This is a genomic window from Bacillus nitratireducens, from assembly GCF_036320425.1.
Taxonomy (GTDB): Bacteria; Bacillota; Bacilli; order Bacillales; family Bacillaceae_G; genus Bacillus_A; species Bacillus_A nitratireducens.
Genome location: NZ_JAUMJO010000004.1, coordinates 1 through 15,380, shown reverse-complemented (window position 1 = coordinate 15,380; position 15,380 = coordinate 1). Strand labels below are relative to the sequence as shown.

13 protein-coding genes and 3 pseudogenes are annotated in these 15,380 nt (G+C 34.4%); 4 read left to right on the top strand and 12 right to left on the bottom strand.

From position 1 onward, the window contains the following. Positions 1 to 16 precede the first annotated feature (16 nt). The 9 genes and pseudogenes from Q3V31_RS15600 to Q3V31_RS15560 all read right to left on the bottom strand — a co-directional run bounded on the left by Q3V31_RS15600 (position 17) and on the right by Q3V31_RS15560 (position 8,276). Positions 17 to 895: an aminoglycoside phosphotransferase family protein gene (locus tag Q3V31_RS15600; RefSeq protein WP_001049142.1), complete on the bottom strand. Its 879-nt coding sequence runs from the start codon at positions 893 to 895 to the stop codon at positions 17 to 19. Positions 896 to 918: 23 nt separating this feature from the next. Then, positions 919 to 1,380: a DUF2691 family protein gene (locus Q3V31_RS15595; RefSeq protein ID WP_000820208.1), complete on the bottom strand. Its 462-nt coding sequence runs from the start codon at positions 1,378 to 1,380 to the stop codon at positions 919 to 921. A 232-nt stretch (positions 1,381 to 1,612) separates the two neighbouring features. Next, positions 1,613 to 2,047 carry a ferritin-like domain-containing protein gene (locus Q3V31_RS15590; RefSeq protein WP_090813628.1) on the bottom strand — a complete coding sequence of 145 codons (435 nt, stop codon included), beginning with the start codon at positions 2,045 to 2,047 and terminating at the stop codon, positions 1,613 to 1,615. A 295-nt stretch (positions 2,048 to 2,342) separates the two neighbouring features. Next, complete coding sequence (locus Q3V31_RS15585; RefSeq protein ID WP_329765612.1) at positions 2,343 to 3,710, bottom strand: ABC transporter permease; 1,368 nt, start codon at positions 3,708 to 3,710, stop codon at positions 2,343 to 2,345. Between the two features lie 23 nt (positions 3,711 to 3,733). Beyond that, positions 3,734 to 3,856 (bottom strand): annotated as a pseudogene (locus Q3V31_RS15580) (bacitracin ABC transporter ATP-binding protein); the annotation flags it as partial. Between the two features lie 23 nt (positions 3,857 to 3,879). Then, entirely contained in the window at positions 3,880 to 5,040 is a 1,161-nt protein-coding gene (locus Q3V31_RS15575) for an ABC transporter permease (RefSeq protein WP_425332955.1), read from the bottom strand. A 26-nt stretch (positions 5,041 to 5,066) separates the two neighbouring features. Next, the gene (locus tag Q3V31_RS15570; RefSeq protein ID WP_090813631.1) at positions 5,067 to 5,741 is read right to left on the bottom strand and encodes an ABC transporter ATP-binding protein; all 675 of its coding nucleotides are present in this window, start codon (positions 5,739 to 5,741) and stop codon (positions 5,067 to 5,069) included. After that, positions 5,738 to 6,832: an efflux RND transporter periplasmic adaptor subunit gene (locus Q3V31_RS15565; RefSeq protein ID WP_071734941.1), complete on the bottom strand. Its 1,095-nt coding sequence runs from the start codon at positions 6,830 to 6,832 to the stop codon at positions 5,738 to 5,740. Before Q3V31_RS15565 ends, Q3V31_RS15570 begins: the two co-directional genes overlap by 4 nt. Before the next feature lie 262 nt (positions 6,833 to 7,094). Then, the gene (locus tag Q3V31_RS15560; RefSeq protein WP_329765610.1) at positions 7,095 to 8,276 is read right to left on the bottom strand and encodes a YhgE/Pip domain-containing protein; all 1,182 of its coding nucleotides are present in this window, start codon (positions 8,274 to 8,276) and stop codon (positions 7,095 to 7,097) included. A 170-nt stretch (positions 8,277 to 8,446) separates the two neighbouring features. Here Q3V31_RS15560 and Q3V31_RS15555 point away from each other — a divergent pair, with 170 nt between their 5' ends. Next, complete coding sequence (locus Q3V31_RS15555; RefSeq protein ID WP_001205696.1) at positions 8,447 to 9,064, top strand: TetR/AcrR family transcriptional regulator; 618 nt, start codon at positions 8,447 to 8,449, stop codon at positions 9,062 to 9,064. Between the two features lie 55 nt (positions 9,065 to 9,119). Here the strand turns inward: Q3V31_RS15555 and ppsA are convergent, their stop codons facing one another. Beyond that, on the bottom strand, positions 9,120 to 11,726 hold the full coding sequence (gene ppsA, locus Q3V31_RS15550) for a phosphoenolpyruvate synthase (protein ID WP_329765609.1): 2,607 nt from the start codon (positions 11,724 to 11,726) through the stop codon (positions 9,120 to 9,122). Positions 11,727 to 11,857: 131 nt separating this feature from the next. Further along, positions 11,858 to 12,144: pseudogene (locus Q3V31_RS15545) on the bottom strand (YolD-like family protein). A gap of 316 nt (positions 12,145 to 12,460) precedes the next feature. Between Q3V31_RS15545 and Q3V31_RS15540 the strand changes: the two are divergent. The 3 genes from Q3V31_RS15540 (at position 12,461) to Q3V31_RS15530 (ending at position 14,934) form a co-directional block, all read left to right on the top strand. Further along, positions 12,461 to 13,264: a sulfotransferase family 2 domain-containing protein gene (locus Q3V31_RS15540; protein ID WP_329765608.1), complete on the top strand. Its 804-nt coding sequence runs from the start codon at positions 12,461 to 12,463 to the stop codon at positions 13,262 to 13,264. Positions 13,265 to 13,328: 64 nt separating this feature from the next. Further along, positions 13,329 to 14,102 (top strand): sulfite exporter TauE/SafE family protein, encoded by a 774-nt coding sequence (locus tag Q3V31_RS15535; protein WP_090813635.1) that lies wholly within the window; start codon positions 13,329 to 13,331, stop codon positions 14,100 to 14,102. Between the two features lie 40 nt (positions 14,103 to 14,142). After that, positions 14,143 to 14,934: a sulfotransferase family 2 domain-containing protein gene (locus Q3V31_RS15530; protein WP_090813636.1), complete on the top strand. Its 792-nt coding sequence runs from the start codon at positions 14,143 to 14,145 to the stop codon at positions 14,932 to 14,934. Between the two features lie 138 nt (positions 14,935 to 15,072). Here Q3V31_RS15530 and Q3V31_RS15525 read toward each other — a convergent pair. Continuing rightward, positions 15,073 to 15,264, bottom strand: a pseudogene (locus Q3V31_RS15525) (hypothetical protein); the annotation flags it as partial. Positions 15,265 to 15,380 lie beyond the last annotated feature (116 nt).

The window sequence follows — 15,380 nt, the reverse complement described above, 5'->3', positions numbered from 1 at the left end:
AAATAGGCTTTTTCTATTACATCCCATACTCATCAACAATTACTTGAATGACACGATACGATTCTTCTGCCACTTCCTTATTACTAATCTTATTCGCATCATATGTAATTAACGCCTTCCAAAGTGCCCATCCTCTCGCTCTATTCCACGCTTCTTCATCTATATGCAATACTTCTTTAAATACTTTTCTACTACTTTTATCAAAAAACGTCCATGCCATCGCTGCATCACAAGCAGGATCTCCCACTCCTAATATACCAAAATCAATTACGGCACAAAGTTTTCCTTCTTTAACAAGTAAGTTCCCTGGCGCTACATCTCCATGAACCCAAACTGGTTTGTGGTCCCACGTTGACCTAAGTGCTAAATCCCAAAGATGCTTTAATAATGTCTCATCAAAAACGTCCTTATTATTTTCGATAGCATCTCTCGCTTCTTCATCGTATACAGATATAAGCCCGCCTCGGTAAAAATTATGTGCTCCAGCTATTGGTCCGTTACTCGCATCAATTGATTGTAACTCTATTAAAAATGAGCCTAAGTCCGCCGCAAACTCATCTAAGTCACGAACATTTTCTTTCGTAACCGTTTCTCCCTCTATCCACTTATTAATGGACCAAGGCAATGGATACGCTTCAGACGGATTTCCTTTCGCAATTGGTGTAGAAATTGGCAAAGAAAGTCCCTTACTTAATATAGGAAGCCAACTATTTTCTTTCTCTACTTGTGGTGCATATGCCGCATCACTTGGCAATCTTACACTCATCTTATCCCCTAAGTGAAACGTTCTATTATCATGCCCACTAAACTTTACAGGTTTCACTTCTAAATGTGCCCATTCAGGAAACTGTTGTTGTATTAACTTCTTAACTAAACTTACGTTAATGAGATTCATTTACTTCCCCCTTTATATACCTATCACACGGATAAACGCGTTCTACCGTCATTTTCGTCTGTAACATATTCAACATAAAACCCTTGATCAATTGCGTTTTCATACATCAATTCAATCGCTTCTTGGTCTTTAGCGTAAACTGTGACGTATGTACAATCCGCAACTAGTAAAACTAATTCACACTTACTCTCTTTAAATTCTTCATATGTTTCAATATCTACTACTTCCTCTCCTTTTGGATACGCTTTTAAATCTGCAAAAATAACATAATATATATTGCCTTTAAATAATCTTTTCAAATCTGATCCTTCCACTATACTTGGTTCTTCTGGAAATAATGCCTCATCCAATCCACCACGTGCCGCTAAGTACGACTCCTCACTCCCCACCCACCAATCAAATGAAGTAATATCGATTGGCTTTAACACTTTCCAAAGTAGGTTATCATATTCATTTGGAATATCTACTGTAATTCCTCTTTTCATTTATTTGCTCCTGGCTTATTTATTTTCGTTTTCATTTCATACATTATATACCAAATTCAACTACTATATTTTGTCGATACCTATATAACTTGTATTTCACCGCGAAAAAACCGTCCCACTACTTATGAAACGGTTTCTTTCTGCTTATATTTAAGTTTTTCATTCAATTATTGCACTGCGTTTTAAAATAATTTCTAATATGTTCAACACATCAGCCATTCATTTTTAACACTCACTTCGACTTCACAAAATAATATAAAAACCACACCGCATGATTTTGTTCATCTGCAGCTATTCTGCGCAATAACTCTTTCGTAGATGCATCTGCTGCTTCATCTGAAATTTCCAAGTAAAAATCTACGGTCTTTTGCTCATCTTGTATAGCGAACTCTAATCCCTGTAAGTACGTATTAGGGCAATTTTCCGTAATCTGTGGTTTCGGCTGTCTGCCAGTTAAATTTGTATAGATTTGTACAAAATGATGAAAATGCCTTATTTCATCATTACGGATCTCAAGAATTTGTTTTTGTTCTACTTGACTTGGAGCCATGTTAGCTAATTTTGCATAGCAGCTTATAGCGCTATACTCTCCGTTTATAGCTTTTTCAATATCACTAATTAGCTTATCATTCTGTCTATACCAATCATCATAATTCGAATTATACATCGTATCCCCTCCATTATTTCGCATAACATTTTATGCATTTCGAAATAGTAGGAGCATGTATACATAAAAGAACAGTATGGACTCATTCTTATAGCCCTTTTACTCTAATCCTTTTAAAACATTGAAAAAGCCTAACCATCACTACTTTCATTTCCTATCGATTGAATATTCTATAATGATTTCACAAAAAAAAACGCTTCACTACTAGTGAAACGTTTTTATCTTTTAAATGTTTAATTCAGTTTTATTTCCTCTTCTTATTTTATTGACATCACATCAAAAAATGTATTGATTCTTATTTATACACAATTTTAAAATACGAATAAACAGTTAACACATAATACCCAAAGTAAATTACACAATATGCACCACTACTAATTAAAATAGGAATAATGATATTATATATAGGCATGTTGTTTATTATCGGTATCGCAAATAAGCTATGAACGAGTCCGACTATTAGAGGTGAAATAAAACTAAAGCTAACTTGTTTCGAAATTGACTTTCTTACCTCTTTTTTCGTAACACCTATTTTCCGAAGAGTTTCATAATATCTCTGATTAGCATACGCTTCAGATAATTGTTTATAATATATAATTGAACCTGTCGCCAACACAAATATTACCCCTAAAAAACTTCCAATAAATAATGAAACTCCATACAGTTGCATAAAATCTCCATTTGTTTCAGATTGTCCTACATAATAACCTGCTGCGACTGTACTAATTGCCGTTAAAGCTGTAGCGCTTAATATAGCAATTGTTGCAAGCAACTTAGCGTTCCCTTTTACTCGGTATAGTAATTGCGAAATGTTTATTATATTTATACCGCTATAAAATATTTCTCTTTTACTTCTAATTTTCTTTAATACAATAACTGTATAAGAAGTGAATAGAAGATATGTCCCAAAAACAACTACAAACAAAATAAAAACTGGAATCATTATAGGGTTTATTATAGGGTTCATAGGATCAATAGGATTCCGCACAATATTTACTACTTCACGGAAGAAGCCTGCTAATATATATCCTAATCCCATTAAAATAAGACCTATATACGCCCTAAGTACCGAACCTTTTGGCATACGTTCTCCTTGATGATTAGCTTGAAACATTTCAATCAATGGAAATTTATAAATGATGCGAGAGTTTTTCCATGCTGTATATAATAAAATAGATAAAAATACGATGAACGTGTCTATTATTGCTTTTATAGATAACTCGAAATGAATAGGTACATGTAATTTCATTAAATTCATTAGCAGTTCTAAAAATAACTTGAAGCTCACACTACCAATCAGTATGCCAACTACTAAAGCAACGCCTCCCATTATCATAGTCTCACAAAATAACATCGTACCAATTTGTTTTTTAGTTATTCCTAGTAAAGAATATAATCCTACCTCTTTTTTTCGTTTCCTTATAAAAAAATTAGTAGAATAAATAATAAATATGGCTATAAAAATAATGAGAATCACTTTTGAAGATTGAAGAACGCTATTAATCATCACATTATTAACCATTTCTTTTTTTATTTGAGTACTATATCGAAGTGATGCAAATATAAAATAGATAAGCATACTTGAAGCTAACGATACAAAATAGAGTATATACTCTTTAAAATTACGCCGTATGTTACGTTGAACTATATCAAATAAATTCATTTATCTTAACCTCCAGAAACTATTGCTGCAAACGTATCATGCGTTACCATTAAAATCGTTGAGGTCTCATCTTTATTTAATGACTTCATACTTTCTAATAAATCTGTCGCTGTTTTAGATTCCAGTACTCCAGTTGGCTCGTCCCCAATGGTTCGTAACCACACTCTTCCTATTCATATCGCAGACACTCAATCGGATCCAATTTAGCTGCTTTATTAGCCGGAAGTATGCCAAAGACAATACCAATTGACATCGATATTCCAACTGAGAGTAATCCAAGACTTACAGAAATAACTAGTGGCCATTCACCTATTAATGAAGCGATCCAAGCAAAAAACATACCTAATCCAAAACCAATCGCCCCGCCTAATGACGTTAAAATACATGCCTCGATGAGAAATTGTGTTAATATTTTTCCTCTCGTTGCACCGAGTGCTTTTCGAATACCTATTTCACGTGTACGCTCTGTAACGGATACTAACATAATATTCATCACACCAATACCACCTACAAGTAAGGAAATCCCAGCAATACTAGCAAATACTATTTTCATCGTTCGTGTTGACTCTTCTATTTTTTGACCATATGCTTTCGTATCCTCGACTGTAAAAGAATGCTCAAATTCTGGGGATTTCAATTCATTCAATACAGATATAGCTTGTTTTTCTACAGCCTCTCGCTCACTTGGAGAAGATAACTTAATTTTCACTGTATCGTATTCCTCAATCCCTGCAATTAAAGGTGCATTGTCAATTGATGTATATCCTTCATACAATTTAAATTGACGTTGAAAACCGTCTTCATATTTGTACACCCCGACAACCTTATATGGTTTTCCTTTTATATCTATATATAAATTATCTTTCCAGGTATCAAATAGTGTTTTAAATAAATCTTCAGCTACAATTACAACAGGAATTGGCTTTTTCAGTTCATCCGTTGTTAACTCTCGCCCATGCACCATTTTCATTTTAGAGTCCTGCATAAAGTTTCCTGTTCCCACATTTAAACTAAAAGAGACATTTTTTGATCCTGTATATACTTTTACATCCATATGTGCATTGGGATACACATCTTTTACACCTTGTATCGCTTGCAATTGTTTTACCATATCTGGTGTGATTTTTGCTTTTTCTGTCGGAGAATCAGGGTTGAAGTATTCTATTTTAAGTTCATCCATATGCTGATTCTCTGCAAGTTCCTTTTGCATCTTTGCAGTCTGTCCATCTCCCATTGAAATAATGGTAATAATTGCACTGATTCCGATAATAATGCCTAGCATTGTTAATATAGATCGCATTTTATGCGCAAAAATAGAAGATATGGCCATGCGTATATTTTCATTCGTATTCAAATTTATTCTCTCCAATCTTGAACGATATTACCGTCACGGATTTCAATTTGACGTGCTGCTGCTTCTCCGATTTCACGATCGTGAGTAATCATAATAATCGTTGAACCTTGTTTATTTAATTCGTAAAAGAGGTCCATAATTTGTTCACTCGTTTTCGTATCAAGTGCACCTGTTGGTTCATCTGCTAAAATAAATTTCGGATTATTTACAATTGCACGCGCTACAGCAACACGCTGTTTTTGACCACCTGATAACTCACTTGGAAGATGAGTAGCACGGTCAGCTAACCCCACTTTCGCTAGAGCAGCTAACGAACGCTCGCGTCTCTCTTTTTTATCAACTCCTGCATAAATAAGTGGTAATTCGACATTTTGAAGTGCTGTAAGCCTTGGTAGTAACATGAAATTTTGGAATACAAATCCGATTTCTTTATTACGAACGTGTGCAAGTTCTGTTTCAGACATAGTTGAAATATTTTGACCAGCTAGCTCATACGTACCTGCAGTTGGTTTATCTAAACAACCGATAATGTTCATTAAGGTTGACTTACCAGAACCTGATGGTCCCATAATGGAAGTGAATTCTCCCTGGTTCAGTATTACATCGATTCCATGTAATATTTGGACAGAGTCTGTACCGTTTTGAAAAGATTTCGTGATGCCTTTTAAATGAATCATTTTATGTTAACCTCCATACCATCTTTTACATTTTTCATAGGTTCAGAGATAATTTGTACACCTTTTTTCACTCCAGAAACTTTTGCTTCATGATTCGTTTCAAATTCAACCGTAACTACTTGTTCTTTCGCTTTTCCATCTTTGACAACGAATACAACATCTTTGTCACCTTTTTTCACCATACTGCTTTTCGGAACGATTGTACCAGTTGCTTCACCTGTTTTGTTTGTCACGTTTACGTGGAAACCGTTTTGTAATCCTTCACTATCGTTTAATGTAACAGTGAATGGATAGCTAGAAACTGTTTTGTTTTCATCCATATTCTTTAATGGTGTAGATCCGATTTCTGTAACTTTTCCGGTCCACGTCTTACCAGATATAGTTTTGGATGAAACTGTTACTTCTTGCCCAATTTTTACACTCGCAAGCTCATATTCAGACAGTTGACCTTTTACTTTAAATGGACCAGCGTGACGAAGTGTAATTCCACTCATACCAGCATCATTATTTTTGACGATGTCATCAATTACACCATCAGCCGGGCTCGTTACAGAAAGTGTGTTTACTTTCTCTTTTGCTGCTTTAATCATTTCATCAGCTTTTTCTACTTCAAACTTTTTCATTTCAAGTTGCGATTCTAATTGTTGTACTTCGATTTCTGATGCTTTTAACGCTTCCTCAGGAAGAGCAGAATTTTTATCTTTTTTTAGTTTCTGCTTCGCTGTATCAATTTGTTTCTGATGCAGTGTTACTTCTTTTTGTGCGATTTTCTTTTGCATTTCCGCTTCTGTTACACCTTGTTTAGTAATAGGGTCATTATATTTAAAAAGAAGTTGCCCTTTTTTTACTTCATCACCTTTTTTAACAGCTAATTCATACGTACCTTTTGTTGGGTCGAATGAAATTGTTTCTATACCATTTGGGATAACTTCGCCACCTAATTTTTGCTCATTCTCTATTTGTTTTTCTGTCACTTCATATGTTTTATAAGTTTTGACCGGTTCAGATTCTCCTGCAAATGTCATATACGATCCGACTCCTAAACCAATTGTTATCACACCAACGATGAGTAATTTGTTTGCTCTTTTCATATTATCCTCACTTTTTTTATTCAATTTATTTTTTAAAACAATATACAAACAATGAAATTAATTTTGTTTCAAACAACAATCTTCTATAACAACACACGCTAACATAAGCTCTATTTCCTCCTTGACTTAACGTACATTTAGAATAGAAAAAACTATTAAAATAAAAAGTAGGATAAACTTTAAATTTTTATTAAATTTTTAAACTCCCTTCAAATTTCAACATAAAAAACCGCTTCACTACTAGTGAAACGGTTTTTATTCCTTACATATTTAATTCATTTATCTTCCCCTTCATCTCACTACGCTTTAAAGCACTTCCAAGTACGATAACCATACTCACTACACCAATCCAAACGAGTACAGTAAGAGGTGTATTCCAGCTTAATCCTTTGCCGAAGAAGAATATTTCTCTAAGTCCTTCAATCATAAATCGCATTGGCAACCATGCGTACACCCAATCTTGATAAAACGGTGACAACATTTCAGGTGCTAACGATAATAACGGTGCTCCGAAGAATAGTAAGAGAGCGAATAAACCGATTCCCTTTAGTCCGACTAATGAAAGTACCGCCGATATCATTAAGAAGAAGCAAAAGGACGTAATAGATAGAAACAGTGCCGTATCGATGAAATTTGAAATGTTAAGTCCTACCATACCATCCGCAATCCATGTAAGACCGAACCCAATAACAAGTGCGGCAATTGCGCCTGTTACTATTTGCTTTAGTTTTAATACGAAGTTTTCTTTTCTTGTACCTACTGGCATTTTACTTATCGCAATAAAGATAATTGCTGCACTCGCTAAACTTGCAATCCATAACGGCTGGAATAAAGACATTGGCGAGTTACCGTTCGCACTATTTTTTCCGATTTCATTTACGTTTGTCACTTTCTTTGCAATAGGTGTTACTACATTTGAAACTTGGTCTGCTGTTAATGTAGCTCCTTTTGCTTTCAATCCTTCTAATAGTTGTGTGCGAACAGTATTGTTCATATTATCAACGATCGCATTTAACATTTGTCCTACCATAGTTGATGCCGCTGTATTCATTCCTTGATTGATGAATATTTCTACCTCTGGTGACGATGGCTGTGGTGTTCGTAATGATGCTTGTTTTGTGCTAAAGTCTTTCGGAATAACTAACGCTGCGTAATACTCTTGATTATTTAAACCTTTTTGAACCGCTTCTTTATTTTTCACTTCTACCCACTTCACCGCAGGTTCTTCATCTGATTTTGATGTCTTTTTCATATTATCAACAATCGTTTGCCCCATGTTCATTTTCGGTTGATTCGGAATTTCTACTCCTTGATCCTCATTTACAATTGCAATTGGCAAGTTTTTCGGCTGAGGTTGAACAGTTGGAAATAACGTTAATGAAAAAATAAAAACAACAAGTAGTGCAATAACTGGTGATACATATAAAAGTTTATTTTTAAACATTTTCTTTTCTCCTCCTATAATTTGATTTATAATAACCAACAACGTGTTGTTCATTTATATTTGAATTATATGTTCGAGTTGAACCTTATACAATAATCAAAAATCGTGAATGTGTCGGTTATAAGACACATCCTTGAAATGTGTTGGCTAAAAAGAAGGAGGGACATGCTTTGCGTGATAGTAATTTAGATTTACGTGTTGTTCGTACGAAAACTGCCATACGAAATGCATTGGTGGAATTAATTGAAGAAAAAGGTTTTGACGCCATTACAGTAAAAGATATTACAACGAAAGCAAACATTAATCGCGGTACTTTCTATGCGCATTATCAAGATAAATTTGATTTAATGACGAAATGCCAAGAAGAAATTATGTATGAGTTTTCTAGCATTGCCAAACAGAGATTGCCTGAAGTTATTGCTGATCTTGGGTCAAATCCTTCCCCAACAATGCCGTTTATACTTATCACTTCTATTCTTGAATTTCTAAATGAAAATAGTGATTTTATGAAAGCTGTATTAAGCCCAAAAGGAGATTTATCTTTCCAAACAAAACTGAAAGACTTTATGTGGAAAACGCTATTTGAAGATACGAATGGTCCTCTCATTAATAAGAAGAATTTACTTGTCCCAAGCCAATACTTAGCTTCTTATATGGCATCTGCTCATATTGGTGTTATTCAGCAATGGTTAAATAACGGGCAAAAAGAAACACCTGAAGAAATTGCTCGTATTTTATCAACAATCGCAGTTCATGGACCTTTTTATGCGGCTGGCTTAAAAAAATAAGTCCGCTATATAATAAAAGATCATCCACTATAATAGCGGATGATCTTTTATTTCATTACAACACTTCAATGTATCCTTCAGTTCCATGTACCCGAATTCGTTGTCCGTCTTTTATTCGTTTCGTAGCATTCTCTACTCCGACGACTGCTGGTAATCCATATTCACGTGCAATAACTGCCCCGTGCGTCATCAGTCCGCCAACTTCGGTGACTAACCCTTTTATAGACACAAACAATGGTGTCCATCCAGGGTCAGTAAAGGCAGTAACTAATATATCTCCATCTTCTAAATTCGCATCTTCCATATTTAAAATAACGCGTGCTCTCCCCTCAATCACTCCTGAAGAAACAGGCAGCCCTACGATTGCTTCAGCCGGGAGATTTTCTCGTTTGTACTTCCCAGTAATGATTTCTCCATCAGACGTGATAACACGCGGAGGCGTTAGTTTTTCATATAATTTGTACTCATTTTTCCGTTTATGAATAATCCCGTAATCCAGTTTATTCGTGCGGACGACTTCGTGAAGTTCTTCAAAAGTTAGATAGTATATATCTTCTCTTTCATTAATAACGCTATTTTGCACGAGTTGCTCGGCTTCTTTCAATATTGCCTGCTTATATATGAAATAGCGATTAATCATGCCGTATTTTGGATATTCACGATAACCGATAAAATTACGGATGTTACGAATCATTTGTTTCGTCTCTTCTACTTTTTGTTTGCCATCCGGCAAATGCTGCAATCGATCTAATAACTCTTCCTCTTTTTTCAAAGCTTCCTGCAGCCCTACTTCAAATTTCCGCTTACTAGCACCCATTTCAAAATCTCTTATGTTATTTAAAATCATCGGGATAATTGTAGTTGGCTTTTCACTCCAGCGTGTTTTCGTAATGTCGATTTCTCCGCTGCATCTCATTCCGTATTTATTCAGAAAAGCATAGATTGCATCTCGTACTTTATCTCCACCTTCAAACGTAACTAGCTCATCTAAAAAGCTGTCATCTTCTATATGCTGTAAATACTCAATGACTTTTGGATATGGCCGAATCACATCAGCAACATCGAGTAATGCTAGCCCCATTTCTGACGTAATATTGTTTTGTACAGACTGTGAAAGTGTGTCTGCTACATTCTTTTCGCCTAGCCATTGCTCCATCTTTTCATTGATCCATGATGAAGCGTCCATACCTGCCATAATGACGGCTATACTTTGTGGGTTGAATAATACTGTTCTTAATTGCTGGATGTCTTCCAAAATAAAATCAAATACATCCACCCCTGATTTTGTTTGCATATTTCGTTTTAACTCTTCAAGTGATGCTTGACTAGTCTTTATTAAATCCGTAACGATTGCCGGATCGTTTTCGATTTGTGGTTGCGAGTTTGCAGGTGGCACACTTTTACCAACACTCTTTTCTTTTTCATCATCCGGTAACAATGTAATAAAATCATCTCGCTCGACTACAGTCGTTAATGCATCTCTTATGAGCGGATCCGATTTTCCTAAAGTATTTATTAAGAAATCTCTGCTAGCAGGTGAAGCTAATCTTTGTGTAGCATCCACAAATAGCCTTCCTCCCGCTTTACGCATAGGAGCATTAGTCGTTAACAGGAAAAAAGATAACCCTAGTGGTTTCATTGCATCAGTCATCATTTGTTGGTGACCAACCGATATATACACATGATTTTCCTGATCATTTGCTTCTGGAATTGGATATAAAGTCGTTATCGGCCTGCTTTGGACAATATAAAATGTATCATCAACTAAACACCATTCAATATCTTGTGGACAACCAAAATAAGCTTCAATCTGTCTTCCGATGCGTGCTAGCTGTAATATTTGTTGTTCAGGTAATGTTTGAAGCTTTTGCTGATCTGGTTCAATCTGCCCTGTCTCTGTTCCGCCCTCTTTTAAAGCATAGATAGCTAATTTTTTAGTCGCTATCATCGTTCCGACAATTTCGCCTTCTTTTACTTTATAATTATCGGCCGAAACCAGTCCTGATACTAACGCCTCACCAAGTCCAAAACTTGCATCAATCGATAACACCTTTCGGTTAGAAGTAACCGGATCAGCAGTAAATAAAATGCCTGAAGCCTGCGGGAAAACCATTTTTTGAACGACAACACATATAGAAACTTGGCTATGTTCAAAACCATTTTGTATTCGGTACATGACTGCTCGCTCTGTAAATAAAGAAGCCCAACACTTTCTTACATGCTGCAGGATCGCTTCTTCTCCGATAATATTTAAATACGTATCTTGTTGACCAGCAAACGAAGCATACGGTAAATCTTCAGCCGTAGCACTAGAGCGCACGGCATACGCATGTTCATTTCCAAAACGTGAGAGATAATGAGTTACCGCTTCCACTACATCAGAAGGGATTTCTACCGCCATAATAACTTCTCTAATCTTCTTACTCATTTCACCAATTTGAGCTCGCTCTTCCATTTTTAACTTTGTTAGCTGCTGCAACAAAGTTTGAAGCTCTTCATTTTGCTCGATAGCCTTTTCATATCCTACCGTTGTAACACAAAAACCCTCAGGTACTTGTATACCTTGAATGTTTGTTAACTCCCCTAAATTCAAACCTTTTCCACCAACTAGTGAAAGCTGCGCGTTTTCTATTTCCTGAAAATCGAGAACGAAAGAACTCATGTAACATCTCTCCTTACTATGCATGTGTTCTTGATTGTAGCAGTAGTAAATACGAATAAACAGTCTATTTCGAACTTGATTTACATGATATAATTAAGTTAGAAGGGATAATTATTTTTATTTCTCCCCCTCTAATTCACTTCAATTACATCAACAAACTTAAACATTCGTTTATTATAAAATGCATCACATCAGTACATATAATCTTCTCATTTATTGGATTAATATTGATTACTGTTATGTAATTTTTATATAGATAGCCATCTTTATAATATGTAAGTAAAACCTCTTCTTCACCTAAAAATGAAATTAACAGCTGATTTTCAATCATTTCCTTTGCATCCTGCGTTAAGATTGGACGTGGGACTTTCGTTTGTTCACTTATAATTTCTTTAATAACTGCGAACTGTTCTGGCATACTGGCAAACGGTTTCCATATTATCAAGACATTTTTTAGATTATTATAACGATATTAATACCTCTATCTTTGTACACATATCTTCATACATAATTCTCCTTATAATAGATTTCTATATTTTAAAATTTGATAAGCAATTATTGCATTTTGATATGCCCGGAAAATCCAGACACATATGTAAGTTATTTTTAATACACTGGGATTTTATATGCAAACTTAAGTACCTTTATAGTGGTGTTTAAATACAATGGTATGAGTAGCTACCATTGTATTTAAGTGTTCAATAAATATCAGAATAACGAAGGGGGATTGGCTGATGAAGGACAATATTAAAGAATTGATTGAATATGGCGAACATATTCCACATTTTCATAAAGATTTCCCCATAATTCTATTTTGGAGTCACAGAAGTGGTTGCACTTCCCCAGCGAACTGGTTTTTCTTCCAAATTGGGCTATATGAGGAAGCGATGAATTATGCACCGTTTATTCATTATTATGAATTCGATATATACAAAAACAGAACCAATTATTATAAAGATTTAGAACTAGAACTCTTGAAGCTAAAAAAAGAAACTATAAAACTTGTACGAAACCCTTATAAAAGAGCTGTAAGCTCATTTTTAACACTTTATGATAACCCTTATGCAACGAAACAGTGGGAAAGTATTAGAAAGTATTTCTATAACCATAAAAATATTCAAAAAGGAATCTCGTTTAAACAATTTTTATATTATGTAAAGAATATAGGCCCTAAATTCAGTGAGTTAGATCAACATTTTTCACAACAATATATTGAAGGAGAAGAAAAGTTCATCAAAAAATATATAAAACTAGAGAATTTTAACAAAACAATTCCAAATCTAGAGCAAGAATATGGATTGCTGCCATCAGATATATCACTCCTTACAAATTCCTCTCATCACAGGTCACATCAAATGATTCATAAAGGAAACTATGCAGATAATGATATTACAAATCCACAATTCCCTTCATTACCAACCTATCGAAGTTTTTATGATGAAGAAGCTCTAAAACTTGTTTCAGAAATATATAATGACGATTTTGAAGCATATGGATATAAAAAGAATGAAATAAATTTTCAACTACTATACCTATAACCCCCACTATGTATTTAAAACGACAACCACTATTAAAAGCCAGCAGTATGGAAGGGGAATTATAATGAGTATTTCTATTATAATGATGGGTTTCATCATAGGGGGATTGGTTGGAGTAACAGGGATAGGCGGGGCCGCATTACTGACTCCATTTCTTCTAACATTAGGCATAAGTCCTTCTGTAGCTGTTGGAACGGATCTAGTATATAATTCTATCACTAAAATGTTTGGAATATCCCAACACTGGAAACAGAAGACCATCAATTTTAAACTAGTAAAATATTTAGCTGTTGGGAGTTTGCCTAGTGCAATTATCGCAGTAATAACAATTCATTTCTTGCCAATTTTTCATGATAATCGAGAGGGAATTATAAAATATATATTAGGATATGTTTTAATCCTTGCGGCAATTTCTATTTTTATAAAAATATTTTTCTATAATGAATCTACACAAAATTTTTTTCAAAAACAGACTATGGTACAAAAAAAGAATCTAACAATTCTTATCGGTGCAATACTCGGTTTTATTGTGGGACTTACTTCCGTTGGATCAGGCTCTTTATTTGCTATTGCAATGATATATTTATATCAAATGAAACCATCCGAATTAGTAGGCACAGATATTACACATGCTTTTTTATTAGTGACGGTTGCAAGCATACTAAATATGAATTTAGGAAACGTAGATTATCTTTTATTAATTCACTTACTCATTGGTTCTATCCCAGGTGTCATACTTGGTAGTAAATTCTCCACTAAGATTCCTGTTAAACCTCTTCAAATATTTTTAGCTATCATTATTGGTGTTAGTGGACTAAAGTTAGTTATCCCTTATTAAAAATATTTCATGTTTTGCTATATAAGAATGGAGGTTCAAAATGGATCATATAGAACTATATAATTTTATATACAAGCAAGGGCGTGTCCCTCATTTTCATAAAGATTTTCCACTCATTTTGTTTTGGAGCCAAAAAAGCGGATGTACTTCGCTAGCCCACTGGTTTTTTTATCAAATTAATTTATTTAAAGAAGCGATAAAGTACAACCCGTTCATTCACAACTATGAGTATGAAGTATATAAGAACTCTACACATTATTTAGCACAATTAGCTAGTGAATTACAAGCTAAAGAGAAGAAGACGTACAAACTAGTAAGAAATCCTTATAGAAGGGCAGTAAGTTCTTTTGTTGCTCTGGTCCCACCACCAAATATTGAGAATCCCGTATGGAAACCCATTCGGCAATTTCTGTATGGTGATGAAACTTGCAATAAACCCATTTCCTTTAAACTATTTTTGTATTACTTAAAAGCACACATGACAAAATTAGATCAAGTAGATCCTCACTTTACACAACAATATATACAAGGAGAAGAAGAATTTGTTACAAACTATATCCATCTAGAAAATTTTAACACAGACATTTCGAAGCTAGAAGAGGTATATAAATTAAAAAAATCACCATTAGATCTATTATCAAAATCTTGGCATTATCAAGGGAGTAAGATGATTTACAAAGGAGTTTATGCAGACGCTGATATTACAACCCCTGTTTTTCCACGATTACCTACTTATGATAGTTTTTATGACGCAGAAACAATTCAGTTGGTTCAAGAGGTATTTGCAAAAGATTTTAATATGTATCATTATGATTTAAATTCTATTTCTTAAAATGAAAATGTTCAAATCCTGCTTTATTAAGGGTGTTATTTTAAAACTGATAGGACGATATCACATATTTATAAATTTTCATAAACCTTTCCTAAATCTTTTTTCAGTTGTGTTTTTAAGTGCTCATTTTCACTTTCTAATAGTTTGCGCGCATTTCTTTTCTCTTCTCAATCTGTAACAAACTTCTTCTATATGCTCTAATAAAATAACGATGAACTCTTCAATTGAATAATCACGAAATAATATTTGGCTTTTCGCTATAGATGTTGTCGCTGGAACATATTTCTCTGCTATTCTGCTAAAGTCAATCCCATTACTATGTAAATGGTAGGATGAGCACCCGACGCCTTGACATATTACTATGTTAGGTTTTCGTGTACTTTCCTCCAAACCGTACGTACATTTCTCGATGTATACGGCTTTCCACTTATCCATCTAGTTTTCCG